Consider the following 18,952-nt stretch of genomic DNA (forward strand, 5'->3'; position numbering starts at 1 on the left):
GGTCAGTTTTTGTCAGCTATGCTCTGATATTCCGGTTAATAATAAAATAAGAAGGCTTATAACCATGATTGCAAGGAAAACGTTACTCGCGCTGGCGCTCAGCGCCGCCTTACCCTCAGGCGCTGCGTTCGCGGCCAGCACTGACACCATCATCTACTGCTCAGAAGCGTCGCCGGAGTCATTTAACCCGCAAATCGCCAGTTCCGGTCCGTCGTTTGTGGCAAGTTCACAGGTGCTCTACAACCGACTCATTAACTTTGATCCGGTAAAGAATACCCCAATACCGTCTTTGGCAACGGACTGGACAATTTCTCCCGATGGGAAGACTTACACGTTTACCCTGCGCCAGGGGGTGAAATTCAACAGTAATAAATTCTTTAAACCTACCCGCGACTTCAACGCCGATGACGTGGTTTTCTCGGTATTGCGCCAGAAAGATGCCGATCATCCGTACCACAAGGTTTCTCAGGGCAGCTACGAATACTTTAACGATGTCGGTCTGGATAAACTGATCAAAGAAGTGAAGAAGGTGGATGATTATCACGTTCAGTTTGTGCTGAATGAACCTAACGCCGCGTTTCTTGCCGACTGGGGGATGGATTTCGCTTCCATTCTTTCTGCGGAATATGCTGACGCGATGCTGCAAAAAGGCACCCCGGAAAACGTTGATAATTGGCCGATTGGCACCGGGCCATATGTGTTGCAGCAGTACAAACAGGATTCCCAAATCCGTTATCTGGCCAACCCGAACTACTGGGATGGCGCCGTCCCGACGAAGCACCTGATATTCTCGATCACACCAAATGTACAGACCAGACTGGCAAAACTGCAAACTAACGAATGCCAGATTATCCCGGCGCCTGCGCCAATCCAGTTTGACGAGATCAACAAGAATAAAGATTTGACGCTGCATTCGGTTGAAGCGCTGAACGTCGGGTATCTGGCGTTTAATACCGAGAAAAAACCGTTTGATAACGTGCTGGTACGTCAGGCGTTGAACTACGCGACCGATAAAAAAGCCATTATTAACGCCGTCTTTTTAGGTTCCGGTACGGTGGCAAAATCGCCGATTCCACCGAATATGATGGGGTTCAATAACGATCTAAAAGATTACGCTTACGACCCGCAAAAAGCGAAAGATCTGCTGAAACAGGCTGGGCTGGAAAACGGATTTGAAGCGACGCTGTGGTCAATGCCGGTTCAGCGTCCATACAACCCGAACTCCCGACGTATTGCCGAGATGATCCAGAGCGATTGGGCAAAAGTCGGCGTAAAGGCAAAAATAGTGTCATACGAGTGGGGCGAATATCTCTCCGGAATGCGCAAAGGCGAGCATGACACCGCGCTGTTCGGCTGGATGTCAGACAACGGCGATCCGGATAATTTCGCGGATGTACTGTTGGGCTGCGACAGCATTAAAACCGGATCTAACGCCGCGCGTTGGTGCGATAAAGAGTATAATTCTCTGGTTCAAAAGGCGAAACTGGTGAGCAAACCTGAAGAACGCGCCGCGCTGTACCAGCAGTCGCAAGAGATTTTCTACCAGCAGGCTCCGTGGATAGCCCTGGCAAATGGCAAAACGTTCTATGCCACGCGTAGCAACGTCAGCGGATACAGCGTCAGCCTGATGGGCAGTGATTTTTCAAAAGCAAAATTAAATTAAAGAGTTAAGGAGAGGTTATGTCGCATCTGGATGAGGTCAGCGCACGAGTTGATGCCGCCATTGAAGAGAGCGTCATTACGCATATGAATGAATTGCTGATTGAACTCAGCGATGATGCCGCGCTGAGCCGGGAAGATCGTTACACCCAGCAACAGCGTTTGCGTACGGCTATTGCACATCATGGTCGTCAGCATAAAGAGGATATGGAAGCCCGTCGCGAGCAGTTGACCAAAGGCGGCACAATCCTTTAATTCGTTATTACTGTTATCCGGCCTGTATGTTCAGGCTGGATAAATTCCGTAAGTCTGATAAGCGAAGCGCCATCCGGCAGTTAAAATGAGCGCCTCGCGACCAACCAGGCCCCGACGACCAGCAGCACCGCGCCGCAAACAGGCCCCACCAGCGCACGGAGCGGTACACCATGACTGCGCAGAATATCCAGCACCAGTCCGCCAATTAACTGGCTGGCGACCAGTACCGCAATCGTGGTGGCAGCCCCCACATTTTGATAGCCGCTGATACTGGCAAAAACAAAAAAAGACCCCAGCAAACCGGGGATCAGCGTCCACCAGCGCACGCTGGTGATCAGTTCGCCAAACCCCGCGGCGCCTTGCTTGAACCACAGAATGCTGACAAACAGTACAATCCCAACCAGTGAGTTCAGCAGCATGGCAATCAGGATCGTCGAGGAGGTCTGCGTGATACGCACCATTAAGGTGTTTTGCACCACCAGACCAATACCTGCGGCAATCAGAAAGGAGAGGGTCAGCGTCTGGTTCATCTGCCGGCATCCGGATCGCGACGATCGTCTAACTGCAGTTGCATAAAGGTCAGATCCAACCAGCGACCAAATTTGGTGCCAACCTGCGGCATTTGTGCCGTGATGTTAAATCCCAGCGTACTGTGCAGATGCAGCGACGCCTGATTCTGAGACTCAATCCCCGCCACCATTACATGTTTTCCGCACACCCGCGCTTCTTCTATCAGTCGGCTGAGCAGCGCTCGTCCCAGGCCCTTGCCCTGATGCTCAGGATGGACATACACCGAATGCTCAACGGTATGACGAAATCCGTCAAAGTTACGCCAGTCGCCGAACGAAGCATATCCAGTGACTACGCCGTTTTCTTCACTTACCAGCACGGGATAGCCCATCAACTGGCGGGCTTCGAACCAGGCGATACGGTTTTCGGTATCGACCGTTTGATCGTTCCAGATAGCCGCCGTATGCAGTACCGCGTGGTTATAAATTTCAGCAATAGCGGCGCAGTCTGCTTTGCTGGCAAATCTAATTGACATGTTGAACCTCAGGGCTTGTTCACTATAGTATTACAATATGAATACTATTGAAGACAGCATAAATCAACGGATCGGTGCAAGAATTCGCCTTGAACGAGAATCTCGCGGCTGGTCTCTGACGGAACTCGCCGAGCGTGCAGGCGTGTCGCGGGCAATGATCCATAAAATAGAGCGTGGTGAGAGTAGCCCCACGGCCACGCTGCTGGGCAGGCTCTCCGGGGCGTTTGGCATCAGCATGTCGATGCTGATTGCACGAGCCGAAATGCAGGAGGGCAAGTTGCTGCGCCTCGCTGACCAGCCCGTCTGGCACGATCCGCAGAGCCACTATCTGCGACGCCATGTCTCACCGCGCAGCGATCTCCCCATCGACCTGGTACAAATCGAATTGCCCGCCGGAAGCGATATCCCAATGCCAGCATCCTCCTACGTGCAGGCCAGACAGCTTATCTGGCTACAGCAGGGGGAGTTAGTCTTTGTGGAAGGCGATGTGCGTCATGAAATGAAAGCGGGCGATTGTCTGGAACTGGGGCCGCCGAATGACTGTCGGTTTATCAATGAAACCACGCAAACCTGCGTTTATCTGGTTGTGCGATTAAACCATGTCGCGAGCTAAATGCTGGCGCAGGCTGCTACTATTGATGGATTCATGCCAAAAGCAGAGGAGCACATCATGGGTCAACAGACTAATCGTAACCGCCGTTGGGTACTGGCTTCCCGCCCACATGGCGCGCCAATCCCGGATAACTTCCGTCTTGAAGAAGATGAAGTCGCAACGCCGGGAGAAGGTCAGGTTTTGCTGCGCACCGTTTTCCTTTCTCTCGATCCTTACATGCGTGGGCGCATGAGCGATGAACCGTCTTACTCGCCTCCCGTTGAGATTGGCGGTGTGATGGTCGGCGGCACTGTGAGCCGCGTCGTGTCCTCCAACCATCCTGATTACCAGCCTGGCGAATGGGTGCTGAGCTACAGTGGCTGGCAGGACTATGACATTTCGGACGGCAACGGGCTGGTGAAGCTTGGCGATAATCCTGAACATCCCTCCTGGGCGCTGGGTGTTTTGGGGATGCCGGGATTTACCGCCTATATGGGTTTGCTGGACATCGGCCAGCCGAAAGCAGGGGAAACGCTGGTTGTTGCCGCTGCAACTGGCCCGGTGGGCGCAACGGTTGGACAGATTGGTAAGCTCAAAGGGTGTCGGGTGATCGGTGTAGCGGGCGGGGCAGAGAAATGCCGGCATGCTACCGAAGTGCTGGGCTTTGATGTTTGTCTCGATCACCATGCGCACGATTTTGCACAACAACTGGCAAAAGCGTGTCCGCAGGGGATTGATATTTACTACGAGAACGTTGGCGGTAAGGTATTTGACGCTGTGCTGCCGTTACTCAATACCTCGGCGCGCATTCCGCTTTGCGGACTGGTCAGCGGTTATAATGCGACATCGCTTCCGACCGGCCCTGACCGATTACCGTTGCTGATGGCAACCTTACTGAAAAAGCGTATCCGGATGCAGGGTTTTATCATTGGTCAGGATTATGGTCACCGCATTCATGAGTTTCAGCAGGAGATGGGGCGCTGGATTAAAGAGGGTAAAATCCACTACCGTGAGCAGGTCACTGACGGTCTGGAGAATGCGCCGCAGACCTTTATCGGTTTGCTGACCGGTAAAAACTTCGGCAAGGTGGTTATTCGCGTAGCAGACGATGCGTAAAGAGTGCTGGCGGGAGCGATTCCCGCCAGTATCATTCAAAACGCCAGGCCAGATTAATACCCACGCCATAGTTTCGTCCTGGCGCCGGTTCGTAGTATCGGCCATTTGATTCATTCACAATCACCGAACCGACGTAGGTCTTATCAAACAGGTTATCCACCCGGCCAAACAGGTCGATCATAAGGTTGCTGTAATAAAATTTATAGCCGGTATTCAGGCCGACTACGCTATATGACGGGGCTTTCGCCGTATTTTCATCATTAGCCATAATGTCACCCATATAACGCACATCTGCTCCCGCATACCAGCCTTCATCAGGCACGTAGCCCAGTGAAGCAAATCCCATGTTTTGCGCTATGCCGGGCAGTCGGTTGCCGTTGCAGTTTTGATCGCCGCAGACATTGCTGCGATAGGTTGCATCCAGCCAGGTCCATGCCGCTTTTACGCGCCAGTTTGTGGCAAAGCGTTGGTCCCAGGATAGCTCGCCTCCCTGACGGCGGGTTTTCCCGGCGTTTTTATAGGTCGTACGACCGCCATTGTTACTATCAACGACGATTTCGTCATCCGTGTTGGTCTGGAACAGGGCCGCGGTAAACAGCCCATCGCCGATGCGCGTTTTGCTGCCGATTTCAATGGTGTCATTTGTGGACGGCTGTAAACCAAAATTCATCCCGCTTTGGCCATCGGAACGGTAGGAGAGTTCGTTAATTGTCGGCGTTTCAAATCCTCTCCCCGCAGCCAGATAGACGTTCCAGGCGTCCGTCATCGCATATTTCAACGATCCGGCAGGGAGCCATTGGTGATAGCTGGCGTCCCCGCTGTCATCGCCGTTACCCGGCGTAATGTAGCGATCGTTGGAATCAAACCACACGGAACTGTAACGAACGCCAGCATCCAGCGAAAGCTTCTCCGTCAATTGCCACTGGGTTTGCAGATAGGGATCGACGTTCCACATCAGGTTACGTTCGTTGCGTCGCACGTCGCCTTTCTGACCATACTCAGGCACACCATTATCAAGCCGATAGTTGTTATAGCCTTTACGGTTTTCACTCATGTTTTCATAGTTTATGCCGGTGGTGAAGGTCACCGGGATCCCCAATTCGCCACGGTGAGTCCAACGGTTATCTATCCCCTGATAATGACGTTGTAGAGTGATAACGCCTCCGGCATGGGAGGGTCTTAACTGTGGGGCCATTGGGATCGACTGATACTGGGTGGTTTCGCGCTCCCCCGCATAGGTCATGATGCTGAGATCATCCTGCGCGCTAAGCTGGCGTTCATAGCGCAATCCCGCCTGGGTCTGCTTGATGGTTTTTCGCGTATTGAATTGCTCGGCGCGGGGCGATTGCTGCGGATTGGCATCCCACTCTGACTTCGTCAGGCCTCCGGGATCGTCGGCCTTAATATCCACGCTGTTGAAAATCAGCGTCAGTTTACTCGCGTCATCAATACGTACGCCCAGTTTGGCATTAGCCAGATTTTTTTGCGCGCTGCTGTAATCGCGATACCCATGGGTAGTAAATCGGGTCGTTGAAACGGTGTAATCCACATCGCCTGGCTGAGTACCGTCGCCCAGCGCTCCGGTGGCTTTTAAACCGTAGCGCCAGGTGCCAAAACTACCGTAATAGCCGCTGGCTTCAATGGTGGGCGGCTCACGCCCTGTTTCAGTACTGACATTAATCACACCGCCGGAAGCATTGCCATACAGCGCAGAGAAGGGACCCCGCAGGACTTCAATATTTTGTACGCTGCTGATATCGATATTGGATGTTTGGCCTTGCCCATCCGGCATGGTGGCTGGGATTCCGTCTACATACATACGAATGCCACGGATACCATACGTGGTGCGTGAACCAAAACCGCGAATCGACAACTGGAGGTCCTGCGCGTAGTTCTGCCGATTTTGCACCTGTAGCCCAGGGACGCTGGTCAGCGATTCGGACAGGTTAATGCGCGGTGTTGCCAGACGCATATCTTCACCGGCAACAACGCTGACGGCGGCAGGCGTATCCAGCTCTGAAACGGATTGTGGCGTCGCGCTAACGATCAGCGTTTGCTCGTTTATCTCACTGTCTGCCGCGGCAAAAGTCGAGAGAAAGACAGGCAGTAATGAAACAGGAAAGACAATATAGCGGGCTGAAAAAATCGTCATGAATAAGGCCAGTTTATGATGCTGACGCCGGAAAACGGACGGTAAGCATGTGAATTTTTTTATAAAAAAGATGAATTTTAGCGCTACTGAATTGCGGTAATTTTTCGGGCAATGAAAACGAGTGTAGTCAATATGTGAAGAAGTGCTCCACTTTGCGATGAATAATGATTACTATTCTCATTCTTAAAAAGGCAAAACCATGATTTTGCTCATTGAAGCTATGTGAAGCAGTAACAAACGAATTTATCAAAGGGAGTCGTCATGTCTTTACGTCATCTGTTTTCGCCGCGCCTGCGTGGTTCTTTACTGTTAGGTTCACTGCTCGTGGCATCATCTTTTACGACACAGGCTGCGGAAGAATTGCTGCGCAAAGCTGTGGGCAAAGGTGCCTATGAAATGGCGTACAGCCAGCAAGAGAACGCGCTGTGGCTGGCGACCTCACAGAGCCGCAAACTGGATACAGGGGGCGTGGTTTACCGTCTTGACCCGGTGACGCTCGAAGTGACTCAGGTTATCCATAACGATCTCAAACCGTTTGGCGCCACCATCAATAACACCACGCAAACGCTGTGGTTTGGTAATACGGTAAACAGCGCGGTGACGGCGATGGATGCCAAAACAGGCGCGGTGAAAGGGCGCCTGGTGCTGGATGCGCGTAAGCGTTCTGAAGATGTGCGCCCGCTGCAGCCGCGTGAGCTGGTCGCCGATGATGCGACCAACACGGTCTACATTAGCGGTATTGGTAAAGAGAGCGTAATTTGGGTCGTGGACGGTGAGACGATCAAACTTCAGGACACAATCCAAAATACTGGCAAAATGAGCACCGCTCTGGCTGTCGACAGCAAGGCTAAACGCCTGTACACCGCCAATGCGGACGGCGAATTTATCACTATCGATACCACCAATAACAAAATTCTCAGCCGTAAAAAGCTGTTGGATGATGGAAAAGAGCACTTCTTTATCAACCTGAGTCTGGACACGGCGGGTAACCGCGCATTTGTTACCGACTCTAAGGCTGCGGAAGTGCTGGTTATTGACACCCGCAACGGCAATGTACTGGCGAAAGTCGCCGCGCCGGAATCCCTGGCCGTGCTGTTCAACCCGGCGCGCAACGAGGCCTATGTGACCCATCGTCAGGCCGGTAAAGTAAGCGTGATCGACGCGAAAAGCTACAAAGTTGTCAAAACGTTCGAGACCCCAACATTCCCGAACAGCCTGGCGCTCTCCGCCGACGGTAAAACGCTGTACGTTAGCGTGAAACAGAAATCTACCCGCGAGCAGGAAGCTACTCAGCCGGACGATGTGATTCGTATTGCGCTGTAATTAACCGGAGGGGGAAACCCCTCCTGTCATTTCTCTAAACCTCACGATACGCCTCGTTACACCCCGCCAGTAGCCTGACTAACTTCAGGGACTTACACTACGCCCTCAACGGCTAACTGAATAACACGGGAATACCATGAAAAAGCCATTTATGTGTCTTTGTGCAGGCGTCATGCTGTTTACGCTGGCAGGTTGCACAACCAATTACGTTATGACGACCAAAAGCGGACAAACGATTACCACCCAGGGCAAGCCAAAGCTGGATAAAGACACGGGAATGACCAGCTATACCGATCAGGATGGGAATGCGCGGGAAATTAATAGCAACGATGTTGCGCAGCTCATTGAAGCAGACTAAAAAAGAAGGCCTGAAGGGGTAAGCTATCAGGCCTTTTTATCCTTACGGCGCGGTGCGGTGGATTTCCGCTACGCGTTTACGCACGCCAAACCAGCCTGCAACCAGCAGGATGGCGATTAACGGTAATGATGCGATGGTATAAGTGCCGTTTGGATAATCAAACGCCATCAGCACCAGCACGCTCAGCAGGAACAGCAACGTGAGCCAGGAGGTAAACGGCGCACCCGGCAGTTTAAAACTGACGTCTGCGGTTTTACCTTCTTTAATCGCCCGGCGCAGACGCATCTGACAAACCATGATAAATCCCCACGACGCAATGATGCCCAGCGAGGCGAAATTAAGCACGATCTCAAACACCTGCGACGGCACAAGATAGTTCAGAAATACCCCTACGACATACACGACCAGCGTGGCGAGGATCCCGGCCCATGGCACCTGTTGGCGGCTCATTTTAGCCATAAATTTTGGCGCGGAACCGCCCATCGACATGGAACGTAAAATACGCCCGGTGCAGTACAGGCCGGAGTTCAGACTGGAAAGCGCCGCGGTGAGCACCACAATATTCATGATGCTGCCGATATATGGCACGCCAAGTTTGGAGAAGAAGGTGACAAACGGGCTTTGCCCCGCCTGGTAGGCGTTCCAGGGCAGAAGCAGAACCAGCAGGACCACCGAACCCACGTAAAACAGACCGATACGCCAGATAACGCTATTGATCGCTTTCGGCACCATCGTTTGCGGATCTTTGCACTCACCCGCGGCAGTGCCGACCAGTTCGATGGAGGCAAACGCGAAGACGACCCCCTGAACCAGCACCAGCGCTGGCAGCAGGCCATGCGGGAAAAATCCGCCGTTGTCGGTTATCAGGTGAAAACCCGTGGCGTTGCCATCCAGCGGTTTTCCGCTACCTAAGAAAACGGTACCCACAACCAGGAAAATCACAATCGCCAGCACTTTGACCAGCGCAAACCAAAACTCCATCTCTGCGAACCACTTCACGCCGATCATGTTCATGGTGCCGACAATGGCCAGCGCCCCAAGGGCGAACACCCACTGCGGCACGTCGCCAAATGCGCCCCAGTAATGCATATACAGCGCAACTGCGGTGATATCGACAATACCGGTCATCGCCCAGTTGATGAAATACATCCAGCCCGCCACATAGGCGGCTTTCTCACCTAAAAATTCGCGGGCGTAGGAGACAAAGCTACCGCTGGAAGGGCGGTGCAAAACCAGTTCGCCGAGCGCGCGAAGAATAAAGAACGAAAAAATACCGCACACCAGATAGACCAGCGCCAAAGCGGGGCCAGCCATCTGCAACCTTGCACCTGCCCCTAAAAACAACCCGGTACCAATCGCGCCGCCAATGGCGATCATTTGTACCTGTCGATTGCCCATTGCCTTGTGATACCCCTCTTCGTGAGCATTCAACCAGCGTCGTTTCGCCGCATGTTGTTCCGCGGCTTGCGTGTTGTGTGTGTTCATTACGTTTCCTGTTGACCTGACTGATTTACAAAATCCTTTTTGCCGCACCTGTTGCGGCGAAAACAGCGTTACCCTTCATTGTGTTACGGGGGAAAACTGCCGGCCGAGCATCCTACATTCAATTGTTCACTTGCGCAAAGCCCCGATAACAAGAATTCAGCATTTTTGTGCAGCCGGAACTGGCGCGGTGTGGCCTCGATTCAGCCAATAAAAGAAAGGGGCGTTTTAACCAGGGAGAGGAGTGCGCTTATTAAGACATTCGCCCGATAAGCGCCGTAACGTTATGCTGATACGCCAAAGACCTGAACGGCCTGCTGTAAGCGTGATGATCGCTGGGTCAGATCGGCGGTAGCATCAGTAACACGTTCCACCATTTCGGCGTTATTGTGTGTCATGGCGCCCACGCGTGAAATTGAATCGTTAATCAGATCCAGCGCCTGGGTTTGCTCTCGCGTGGCCAGACTAATCTCTTTGATCATCATCGACATCTGCAGGACATCACCAATCATCCCGGTGAGATGCGTTTCCGTTCGCTCCACCATTTTGACGCCGCTGTTAACGTTGGCGACGTTCTTCTCGATCAACTGTTTGATCTCTTTTGCCGCCGACGCTGAGTGCTGCGCCAGATTGCGAACTTCTGCTGCGACAACGGCGAAGCCGCGCCCGGATTCTCCGGCTCGCGCGGCCTCAACCGCGGCATTGAGCGCCAGGATATTGGTCTGAAAGGCAATACTATCGATAACGCCAATGATGTCGACTATCTGTCCGTTATCACGCGAGATTGCCTGCATCATGGCAATGGTTTGTTTCATGATATCGCCGCCTGCTGCCGCGTTGGCGCTGGTTTTATCTGCCATGGTCATGGTCTGCGCCGCCGTTTCAGCGGTTTGCTGTACCGCACTGCCAATTTCTTCGATGGCGGCAGCCGTTTGTTGCAGGTCAGCGGAGGTTTCTTCTGAACGCTTGTGCAACGCAGTACCTTCTTTTGATACCCGCTGACTGATGGCGCGAATACCGGATATTTGCGTACTGACGTCATCGACCAGTGAATTCAGATTAAGCCCGGATTGATTAACCAGACGCATCAACATTCCTATTTCATCGACCCTGTTTAAATGACAGTTATCGGCTTTACGACCAGACACCACTTTCTTCATTTGCGTCAGTAGCGTATTAACTGGCTGACAAATTTGATACTTAAGGTAAATAGCCAGTGCCAGAAACAGCATCAACAGCCCACCTGCCTGAATAATAGAATTCACAGGGGATAAGATAAATAACAACGCCAGCAGGGAAGTTACCCCTAAACTATAATTGACGCGCTGGCTAATACTCAGCCATTTAAACATTGAAACCCATGCCATTATGCCGCGACGAATGATAATACCTTTAAACAGACGAAAGCCTTTAAGCTGCTGACTATTTATTTTTTGATATAAGTTTTCACTTTGGGTTATTTCATCGCGCGAAGGAACAGTGCGTACCGAGATGTAACCAGTGAGTTTTTCATTGTGCCAGACCGGCGTCACGTTGGCCCGCACCCAGTAATGATCGCCATTCTGCCGCCGGTTTTTCACCATTCCCGTCCAACTGTCCCCCTGCTGTAGCGTGTACCACATATCGGCGAAAGCGGCAGAGGGCATATCAGGGTGGCGAATAATATTATGCGGCTCGCCCATTAACTGGTGTTCGCTGAATCCGCTGGCGTCAATAAAAGCAGAGTTGGCGTAGGTAATATGACTTTCTTTATCTGTTGTCGAAAGCAGCGTCGCTTTATCGTTAAGTGCGTACTCAATTTGTGTAACAGGCATGTTACTTTTCATAGAGGCCCCAGGTGGTATGTATAAGCCATAAAAAATCCCCGCAATAAAGCCAGGGGATATTAAAAACTGTTTAAACCATTTTAATAAGAAACGCTGTATTCTCTACTAATCATGATTTCGGTGGAAGTAGTTATAATAAAAATCCCGACGTATAAAAGTTGTTAATTGTCATGAAAGTGAAACATCTAATACAAATATATAACGTGGCAAGCTATTTAATCTGACTTAATGTAAATCACGCTAAAAAAATCACCATAAAAAGCACACTGGCAGAAAGGATAAAGAAGGTATTACTGTAGTAACAACAACCCTATTATATTTTGTAGGTAATACGTGCAGGCTGTTTTTGCGGCGTGTTTCGCCCGTGAGAGATAAGCCGAATCTTATCCCTGACAGCAACAGGGCTGGTTATCTACTTTTTTGCTGAGCAAATGTGAATTAAATGTTTCATTATGGTTATTTGATAATTTAATAATAAAGACATGTTAACAAATATGGGCCTGTAACATGTCATATCGCCTGAGTATTCTGGATAAAAGCCCCGTTGGGGAAGGAGAAACTGCCGTGATGGCGCTTGCCCGGACCTTGCGTCTGGCGCAACTGGCAGAAGAGTGGGGATACCATCGTTTCTGGATCGCGGAACACCATAATACACCACAGCTGGCCAGCCCGTCGCCGGAGCTGGTGATCGCCTGGATCCTTGGGCAAACCCAGCGTATCCGCGTCGGTTCCGGCGGCGTGATGCTGCAGCATTACAGCCCGTACAAAGTGGCGGAAAACTTTAATCTTTTGGCATCGTTGGCCCCCGGACGTGTCGATCTTGGCGTCGGAAAAGCGCCTGGCGGCTTACCCCTGTCGACTCAGGCGTTACAGCTGGGACTTCATCAGGATGAAAAAGGCAGTTTTGCTGACCAGCTTTCTCAGCTTAACGGTTGGCTGGCGCTGAACGGCACGGAAAGCGGGGAAACGGTTTTCCCGACGCCAATCCCACCGCGACCGCCAGAAGGGTTTGTGCTGGGAGCCAGTGTACAAAGCGCTCAGCTGGCAGCGCAATCCGACTGGAATTTCATCTTCGCGGCACACCTCAACGGTGACAGAGCGTTATTGCGTGACGTTTTGTCCTTCTGGCAGACCCACAGCACACGCCCGACGATAGTCGCCGTCCAGGTGATTGTGGCTGACAGTAACGACACCGCCGCGCAGCTTGCGGAAAACGTGCAGATCTGGGGCGTGGAACTCGAAAATGGCCAACGCGTCACGGTTGCCAGCGAAGAGCAAGCGCTGGCCTTCGCTGCGCAGGCTGGCAGTCCACCCCGCAAAATCGCGCGTCGTGAACAGGCCTTGTTACACGGTACTGCCCACGACGTGTTGGCAAAACTGAATGCCCTGCATACGCAATTTGGCATTAATGAGTTCATTATCGACACGCCAGTGGCAGAGGGGCACGCGCGTCTGACGTCGCTACGGTTGTTGGCACAAGCCCATAACGCCGTGGAGGTGGTCTGATGACACTGGCGACAACGCTTATCAACTGGCGTCGTGAATTGCATCAACACCCGGAACTTTCCCTGCAGGAAGTGGCGACGACGGCGCGTATTCGCGACTGGTTGCGCAGTGCTGATGTCCAGATTCTGCCATTCAACCTGAAAACTGGTCTGGTCGCGGAAATTGGTCAGGGAGAAGAGATCATCGCCTTGCGGGCGGACATTGATGCCCTGCCGATAGAAGAAAGCGCCGATGTTCCGTTTCGCTCACTCACGCCGGGGGTGATGCACGCCTGCGGGCACGATATTCACACCAGCGTCATGCTTGGCGCCGCGCTGCTGCTTAAGCAGCAGGAAGCAGACTTACCGGGGCGAGTACGTATTTTGTTTCAACCCGCGGAAGAGAGTTTTGGCGGCGCCAAAACACTGATTCGCGCTGGTGCACTGCAAAACGTCGCGGCTATTTTTGGCATGCACAATGAACCGGGTTTGCCGGTAGGGGAGTTCGCCACGCGCGGCGGTGCATTCTATGCCAATGTTGATCGCTTTGTGTTACGTATCAATGGAAAAGGCGCACATGCGGCGCGTCCGCATGAAGGCAAAGACGCCATCCTGCTCGCCAGCCAACTGGTAACAGTTTTGCAAAGCGTTGCCAGTCGCGATGTTAACACCCTCGATTCAGTGGTGCTCAGCGTGACCCGTATTCAGGGAGGAAACACATGGAACGTGCTGCCAGAGTCCGTAGAGCTGGAAGGGACGCTCAGAACGCATCGCATTGAGGTGCAGCAGCAGGTCAAAGCCCGGGTAAATGACATCGCCGCCGGATTTGCCCACGCTTTTGGCGCACAAATTGATGTTATCTGGCATGCGGGACCGACCGCGCTGGTGAACGATGATCGTTGGGCGGATATCGCCACCGCCGTGGCGAAACAATCAGGCTACGCCACCCACTATGCCGACCTGCATATGGGCGGGGAGGATTTTGCCGTCTACCTGCAAAATACGCCTGGAGCGTTCGTCAGTATTGGTAGCGCCAGCGAATACGGATTACATCATCCGGGATTTAATCCGGATGAACGCTTAATAGAACCCGCCGCGCACTACTTTGCTCATTTAGCAAAAACGGCATTCGCACACATTTAATTTTACCTGTTGGGTAGGGGTTATTATGGCTGAAAATCGGCAACTACGGCTCGGCACTATTCTGCATGGCGCATCGGGAAATATGTCTGCATGGCGTCATCCGGCGGCGCAGGCCGATGCCAGTATTAGTTTTGACTTTGTTAAAGAAACAGCGCTTATTGCGGAAAAAGGGAAGTTGGATTTTATTTTTGTCGCCGATGGTCTGTATATTAATGAAAAATCAATTCCACATTTTTTAAATCGCTTTGAGCCGCTGACGGTATTATCTGCGTTGGCCAGCATCACCCGCAATCTGGGACTGGTTGGCACTGTCTCCACGTCATACAGCGAGCCCTTTACCACCGCCCGGCAGTTTGCCAGCCTCGACCATCTCAGCCAGGGCCGTGCCGGATGGAACGTGGTGACGTCGCCTCTGGAAGGGTCGGCAAAAAACTATTCCCGCGCCCAGCATCCAGAGCATGCCCAGCGTTATCGTATTGCCGATGAATATTTACAAGTAGTGAAAGGACTGTGGGATTCCTGGGAAGATGATGCTTTTACCCGTAATAAGGCAAGCGGAGAATTTTTTAATCCGCAAAAATTGCACACGCTTAACCATCATGGGGATTATTTTCAGGTTGCCGGGCCGTTAAATATCGGGCGAACACCACAAGGCCGTCCAATTATATTTCAGGCTGGGGCTTCTTCCGATGGTAAGAAATTAGCAGCGCAGCATGCTGATGCCATTTTTACTCATCAGGAGTCGCTGGCGGAGGCTAAAGCGTTCTATCAGGATGTTAAAAGCCAATTAGCAACCACCGGGCGCGGTCCCGAACAACTGCATATATTCCAGGGCGTCAGCGTAATTGTTGGCGACAGTGCAGAGGACGTAGAGCAGCAGTATCAGACTACCGCTGCGCTGGTTTCCATTACTGACGCACTGAACTACCTTGGCCGCTACTTCGAACATCATGATTTTGCCCAATATCCGCTGGACGCACCGTTCCCGGATCTGGGTTCCCTCGGACAAAATAGCTTTCGCAGCACGACCGATGAGATCAAGCGTAATGCGCGCGAACGGGGGTTAACGCTACGTCAGGTTGCCCTGGAAGCCGCCAGCCCGCGTCCGCGTTTTAGTGGCACGCCGCAGCAGGTAGCCGACGGCCTTCAGCAGTGGTTCGACGAGAAAGCGGCTGACGGTTTTATCATTCAGGGAGGAACGCCGGATACCTTCCCACGTTTTGTCGAACAGGTTATCCCCGTGCTTCAGGCCCGTGGCCTGTTCCGCCATGAATATCCCGGTACGACCCTGCGTGCAAGCCTGGGATTAGCGACACCTGCAAATCAATTCACACAATAAGAGAAAAACGCTATGCAGAAAAAATCAGTCTTCCTCGCGCTGTCGCTGGCTTTCAGCGCGACCGTCTGGGCAAATGACGTGACTATTAACGGCACGGGCGTAAGCCTGGAAGCCAATAAAACGCCGATTAATACGGCAAAAAATCCGCAGGCGATTGCGCAATTACCTGCGAACCTGCACCTGGCCGTACCGGGCAAATTCACCGTGGCGATTGCCGGGCTCAGTCAGCCGCCGCTGACCGTGTTTGCCGATGACAATAAAACACTGATCGGCAGCGAGGCGGACATTGCCCGTCTGGTGGCAGACAGTCTGGGGCTGGAACTCAACGTTGTGCCCACATCATGGGAAGACTGGCCGCTGGGCGTCACCTCCGGCAAATACGATGCCGCGATCAGCAATATTACCGTCACAAAAGCGCGGAAAGAGAAATTCGATTTCGCGACCTATCGTAAGGACTCCCTGGGCTTTTATGTCAAAACCGGCAGCAAGCTGAAGAAAATCGAGCAGGCGGAAGATATCGCCGGTCTGCGCATTATCGTCGGTTCGGGGACGAACCAGGAAGCCATCCTGCTGGCCTGGAACGATGAAAACGTGAAGAAAGGGTTACAGCCGTTTACGCCAGTGTATACCAAAGACGATGCCGCCCAGACTCTGGCCCTGCAGTCAGGTCGCGCTGATGCCTACTTCGGTCCTAACGTTATTGGCGCGTGGAAAGCCGCGCTCAACGGTAAAACACAATTGGTGGGTAGCGTTGATGGCGGTTGGCCAAAAGCGGCACATATCGCCGTGACGCTGAAAAAGGACAGCGGTTTGGTTCTGCCTGTGCAAACCGCCCTCAACGGCGTGATTGGCAACGGCGACTACGACAAGGTACTGAACCGTTGGGGGGAAGGGGTGGAACGCATTCCGCAATCTGAGATCAATCCAGCCGGGTTAGGCGACTAAGGAGGTTATCGTGAGCGATCAATTTCGCGTGGTCTCACCTGAAGCCAGCGAGCTGCAACCCATTTTGAACGGTCTGTTTGGTGAATATGCCGCCCGCTATGGCGATTATTTTTCTCGCGACGCAGAGGTGGAGCTGACCGAATGGTATCTGGCGCCGCAGGGGCTGTTCGTAGTACTGGAACGTAACGGTGAGATCATCGCCACCGGGGCCTACAAACCTTACGACAAAGATACCGCCGAGATTTAGCGTATCTGGACGAAAAGCAGCCTGCGACAGCAGGGGCTGGCGGCGCGCGTAGTGCACGAGCTGGAGCGTAGGGCGCTACTCGCGGGCTACAGCCGGATTTATCTGACCACAGGATTTCGCCAGCCGGAGGCCGTCCGGCTGTATTTAAGTCAGGGCTACGATCCGCAGTTTGATACAGCGCGCGATCCCGAAGAGTACAGCCAGCCGCCGTTTGATGGACGACTGCGCTTTACCAAACTGTTAACCATCGCCGGTCAGGCCAGAATAGCCTGAGGAGATAAAATGAAAACGACTGATAGCATTAAAGTCGTACCGGCGCGCTATCCCATGCGTACCGTCGGAGCGATCATTGCTTTGTTTGTTCTGGCGGTGATTATCCAGTCCGTGGCGTTTAACCCGCGCTGGGAATGGGCCGTGTTTGCCCGCTGGTTCTTCGATCCGGTTATCTTGTCCGGTCTCGGGCAAACATTGTTGCTGACGCTTATCGGTACGCTGTTGAGTATTCTCATCGGCGGTCTGCTGGCGCTGGCGCGACTTTCATCTTCCTGGCTGCTGAACGGTCTGGCATGGGGATACATCTGGCTGTTTCGCTCGTTACCGCTGATTGTCGTGTTAATCGTTCTGTACAACTTCTCCTATCTGTACGACACGTTGACGATTGGTATTCCGTTTACTCCCATTCAGTGGGGCAGTTTTGAGACCATCAATGTACTCGGCCAGTTTTCCACTGCGGTAGTCGGCCTGACGCTGGTGCAAAGCGCCTATACCGCTGAAATTATTCGTGGTGGATTTTTGGGGGTTGATCACGGTCAGTACGAGGCTGCTGCGGCGCTGGGCTTACCGGCATGGCGACGTACGCTGCGAATTATCCTGCCGCAGGCGCTGCGCACTATTTTGCCTGCCGGGTTCAATGAAATCATCAGTCTGGCGAAAGGGACGGCGATGGTATACGTGCTGGCCATGCCTGAGTTGTTCTACACCATCCAGATGATCTACAACCGCACGCAGGAGGTGATCCCGCTGCTGATGGTCGGCGCGGTGTGGTATCTGGTGATCACCAGCGTCCTGTCGTTAATTCAGCACCTGGTCGAACGCGCGCTGGCACGTAGCGAACGACGTTCAGCGATCAATACCGCCCGGGTGAGTCGTGCAGAAAAACGCAGTCGTCAACGTCCACAGCAGGAGACCGCCCATGTCCCACTCACCTGAAGGCCATATTTCTATTACCGGCGTCAGCAAATACTTCGGTCGCCACAAAGCGCTGGATAATGTGTCGCTGGAGATCCCGCCCGGTACGGTAACCGTTATTCTTGGCCCATCCGGCTCCGGGAAATCCACTCTGTTGCGGACTATCAACCATCTGGAGCGCGTCGATGAAGGGTTTATTCAAATTGATGGCGATTACATTGGCTATCGTCGGCAGGGAGATAAGCTGTATGAGCTGAAAGAGGCGGAAATTTTGCGTCAGCGCGTTAACGTCGGCTATGTGTTCCAGAACTTTAACCTGTTCCCGCACTTAACGGTGTTGGAGAATTTGATTGAAGCGCCCATTGCGCACGGTCTGGCAACACGTAAAGCCGCTACCGAGCGGGCATTAACCCTGCTTGATGCGGTAGGACTGCGTAATAAAGCCGATGCCTGGTCGCGTCACTTATCTGGCGGACAGCAACAACGTATCGCCATTGCCCGTGCACTGGCATTAAATCCGCGCGTCATGCTGTTTGATGAACCCACATCAGCGCTTGATCCCGAACTGGTGGGCGAAGTGCTGGATGTTATCAAAGCGCTGGCGCAGTCGGGAACCACGCTGGTTGTAGTAACGCACGAGATTGGCTTCGCCCGGGAAGTGGCGGATCAGGTGGTGTTTATGGTCGATGGCAAAATTGTCGAGCAGGGCAGCAGCGAGCAGGTGCTGAATCATCCACGCCACACGCGCACCCAGCAGTTTTTGTCGAAAGTGCTTTGAGACACATTGCGGCACAAGGG

15 protein-coding genes and 2 pseudogenes are annotated in these 18,952 nt (G+C 52.8%); 12 read left to right on the forward strand and 5 right to left on the reverse strand.

Annotation, left to right across the window (positions count from 1 at the left end; translation table 11 throughout):
- Nucleotides 1–64 precede the first annotated feature (64 nt).
- Both M4I31_RS11445 and M4I31_RS11450 read left to right on the forward strand, forming a co-directional pair.
- Nucleotides 65–1,663, forward strand: a complete 1,599-nt coding sequence (locus M4I31_RS11445) for an ABC transporter substrate-binding protein (RefSeq protein WP_085048176.1) — start codon at nucleotides 65–67, stop codon at nucleotides 1,661–1,663.
- Nucleotides 1,664–1,680: 17 nt separating this feature from the next.
- Nucleotides 1,681–1,914, forward strand: a complete 234-nt coding sequence (locus tag M4I31_RS11450) for a YdcY family protein (protein WP_038640708.1) — start codon at nucleotides 1,681–1,683, stop codon at nucleotides 1,912–1,914.
- Nucleotides 1,915–1,994: 80 nt separating this feature from the next.
- Here the strand turns inward: M4I31_RS11450 and M4I31_RS11455 are convergent, their stop codons facing one another.
- Both M4I31_RS11455 and mddA read right to left on the reverse strand, forming a co-directional pair.
- Nucleotides 1,995–2,444 (reverse strand): DMT family transporter, encoded by a 450-nt coding sequence (locus M4I31_RS11455; RefSeq protein ID WP_085048177.1) that lies wholly within the window; start codon nucleotides 2,442–2,444, stop codon nucleotides 1,995–1,997.
- Nucleotides 2,441–2,959, reverse strand: a complete 519-nt coding sequence (gene mddA / locus M4I31_RS11460; RefSeq protein WP_085048178.1) for an L-methionine sulfoximine/L-methionine sulfone acetyltransferase — start codon at nucleotides 2,957–2,959, stop codon at nucleotides 2,441–2,443. The genes M4I31_RS11455 and mddA overlap by 4 nt, the downstream gene beginning before the upstream one ends.
- 37 nt (nucleotides 2,960–2,996) lie before the next feature.
- On the opposite strand from mddA, the gene M4I31_RS11465 reads away from it, so the two are divergent.
- On the forward strand, nucleotides 2,997–3,572 hold the full coding sequence (locus M4I31_RS11465) for an XRE family transcriptional regulator (protein WP_085048179.1): 576 nt from the start codon (nucleotides 2,997–2,999) through the stop codon (nucleotides 3,570–3,572).
- 57 nt (nucleotides 3,573–3,629) lie between these two features.
- Nucleotides 3,630–4,667 (forward strand): NADP-dependent oxidoreductase, encoded by a 1,038-nt coding sequence (locus tag M4I31_RS11470; protein ID WP_085048267.1) that lies wholly within the window; start codon nucleotides 3,630–3,632, stop codon nucleotides 4,665–4,667.
- A 31-nt stretch (nucleotides 4,668–4,698) separates the two neighbouring features.
- Here the strand turns inward: M4I31_RS11470 and pqqU are convergent, their stop codons facing one another.
- Nucleotides 4,699–6,819 carry a TonB-dependent receptor PqqU gene (gene pqqU, locus M4I31_RS11475; protein ID WP_085048180.1) on the reverse strand — a complete coding sequence of 707 codons (2,121 nt, stop codon included), beginning with the start codon at nucleotides 6,817–6,819 and terminating at the stop codon, nucleotides 4,699–4,701.
- Between the two features lie 261 nt (nucleotides 6,820–7,080).
- On the opposite strand from pqqU, the gene M4I31_RS11480 reads away from it, so the two are divergent.
- Complete coding sequence (locus tag M4I31_RS11480; protein ID WP_038640696.1) at nucleotides 7,081–8,142, forward strand: YncE family protein; 1,062 nt, start codon at nucleotides 7,081–7,083, stop codon at nucleotides 8,140–8,142.
- 136 nt (nucleotides 8,143–8,278) lie between these two features.
- Complete coding sequence (locus tag M4I31_RS11485) at nucleotides 8,279–8,500, forward strand: YgdI/YgdR family lipoprotein (RefSeq protein WP_038640695.1); 222 nt, start codon at nucleotides 8,279–8,281, stop codon at nucleotides 8,498–8,500.
- Nucleotides 8,501–8,542: 42 nt separating this feature from the next.
- Here the strand turns inward: M4I31_RS11485 and ansP are convergent, their stop codons facing one another.
- On the reverse strand, nucleotides 8,543–9,985 hold the full coding sequence (ansP, locus tag M4I31_RS11490; RefSeq protein WP_038640693.1) for an L-asparagine permease: 1,443 nt from the start codon (nucleotides 9,983–9,985) through the stop codon (nucleotides 8,543–8,545).
- Between the two features lie 281 nt (nucleotides 9,986–10,266).
- A complete protein-coding gene (locus tag M4I31_RS11495) occupies nucleotides 10,267–11,808 on the reverse strand; it encodes a methyl-accepting chemotaxis protein (protein ID WP_085048181.1) in 1,542 nt (513 codons plus the stop codon).
- A gap of 507 nt (nucleotides 11,809–12,315) precedes the next feature.
- Between M4I31_RS11495 and M4I31_RS11500 the strand changes: the two genes are divergently transcribed.
- The 6 genes and pseudogenes from M4I31_RS11500 (at nucleotide 12,316) to M4I31_RS11525 (ending at nucleotide 18,932) form a co-directional block, all read left to right on the forward strand.
- Nucleotides 12,316–13,314 (forward strand): MsnO8 family LLM class oxidoreductase, encoded by a 999-nt coding sequence (locus M4I31_RS11500; protein ID WP_085048182.1) that lies wholly within the window; start codon nucleotides 12,316–12,318, stop codon nucleotides 13,312–13,314.
- Entirely contained in the window at nucleotides 13,314–14,435 is a 1,122-nt protein-coding gene (locus M4I31_RS11505) for an amidohydrolase (protein ID WP_038640686.1), read from the forward strand. Before M4I31_RS11500 ends, M4I31_RS11505 begins: the two co-directional genes overlap by 1 nt.
- Nucleotides 14,436–14,460: 25 nt before the next feature.
- Nucleotides 14,461–16,719, forward strand: a pseudogene (locus M4I31_RS11510) (NtaA/DmoA family FMN-dependent monooxygenase).
- 10 nt (nucleotides 16,720–16,729) lie between these two features.
- Nucleotides 16,730–17,239, forward strand: a pseudogene (locus M4I31_RS11515) (GNAT family N-acetyltransferase).
- Between the two features lie 9 nt (nucleotides 17,240–17,248).
- Nucleotides 17,249–18,175 (forward strand): amino acid ABC transporter permease, encoded by a 927-nt coding sequence (locus M4I31_RS11520; RefSeq protein WP_085048184.1) that lies wholly within the window; start codon nucleotides 17,249–17,251, stop codon nucleotides 18,173–18,175.
- Nucleotides 18,159–18,932 carry an amino acid ABC transporter ATP-binding protein gene (locus tag M4I31_RS11525; protein ID WP_038640679.1) on the forward strand — a complete coding sequence of 258 codons (774 nt, stop codon included), beginning with the start codon at nucleotides 18,159–18,161 and terminating at the stop codon, nucleotides 18,930–18,932. The genes M4I31_RS11520 and M4I31_RS11525 overlap by 17 nt, the downstream gene beginning before the upstream one ends.
- Nucleotides 18,933–18,952 lie beyond the last annotated feature (20 nt).

It is taken from the genome of Citrobacter sp. XT1-2-2 (assembly GCF_023516235.1).
GTDB lineage: Bacteria > Pseudomonadota > Gammaproteobacteria > Enterobacterales > Enterobacteriaceae > Citrobacter > Citrobacter werkmanii.

Coding starts and splice junctions, on each gene's coding strand:
- M4I31_RS11485 (WP_038640695.1), top strand. CDS start 8,279: ATGAAAAAGCCATTTATGTGTCTTTGTGCAGGCGTCATGCTGTTTACG.
- M4I31_RS11495 (WP_085048181.1), bottom strand. CDS start 11,808: ATGAAAAGTAACATGCCTGTTACACAAATTGAGTACGCACTTAACGAT.
- M4I31_RS11525 (WP_038640679.1), top strand. CDS start 18,159: ATGTCCCACTCACCTGAAGGCCATATTTCTATTACCGGCGTCAGCAAA.
- M4I31_RS11505 (WP_038640686.1), top strand. CDS start 13,314: ATGACACTGGCGACAACGCTTATCAACTGGCGTCGTGAATTGCATCAA.
- mddA (WP_085048178.1), bottom strand. CDS start 2,959: ATGTCAATTAGATTTGCCAGCAAAGCAGACTGCGCCGCTATTGCTGAA.
- M4I31_RS11480 (WP_038640696.1), top strand. CDS start 7,081: ATGTCTTTACGTCATCTGTTTTCGCCGCGCCTGCGTGGTTCTTTACTG.
- M4I31_RS11450 (WP_038640708.1), top strand. CDS start 1,681: ATGTCGCATCTGGATGAGGTCAGCGCACGAGTTGATGCCGCCATTGAA.
- ansP (WP_038640693.1), bottom strand. CDS start 9,985: ATGAACACACACAACACGCAAGCCGCGGAACAACATGCGGCGAAACGA.
- M4I31_RS11465 (WP_085048179.1), top strand. CDS start 2,997: ATGAATACTATTGAAGACAGCATAAATCAACGGATCGGTGCAAGAATT.
- M4I31_RS11470 (WP_085048267.1), top strand. CDS start 3,630: ATGGGTCAACAGACTAATCGTAACCGCCGTTGGGTACTGGCTTCCCGC.
- M4I31_RS11445 (WP_085048176.1), top strand. CDS start 65: ATGATTGCAAGGAAAACGTTACTCGCGCTGGCGCTCAGCGCCGCCTTA.
- M4I31_RS11500 (WP_085048182.1), top strand. CDS start 12,316: ATGTCATATCGCCTGAGTATTCTGGATAAAAGCCCCGTTGGGGAAGGA.
- M4I31_RS11520 (WP_085048184.1), top strand. CDS start 17,249: ATGAAAACGACTGATAGCATTAAAGTCGTACCGGCGCGCTATCCCATG.
- pqqU (WP_085048180.1), bottom strand. CDS start 6,819: ATGACGATTTTTTCAGCCCGCTATATTGTCTTTCCTGTTTCATTACTG.
- M4I31_RS11455 (WP_085048177.1), bottom strand. CDS start 2,444: ATGAACCAGACGCTGACCCTCTCCTTTCTGATTGCCGCAGGTATTGGT.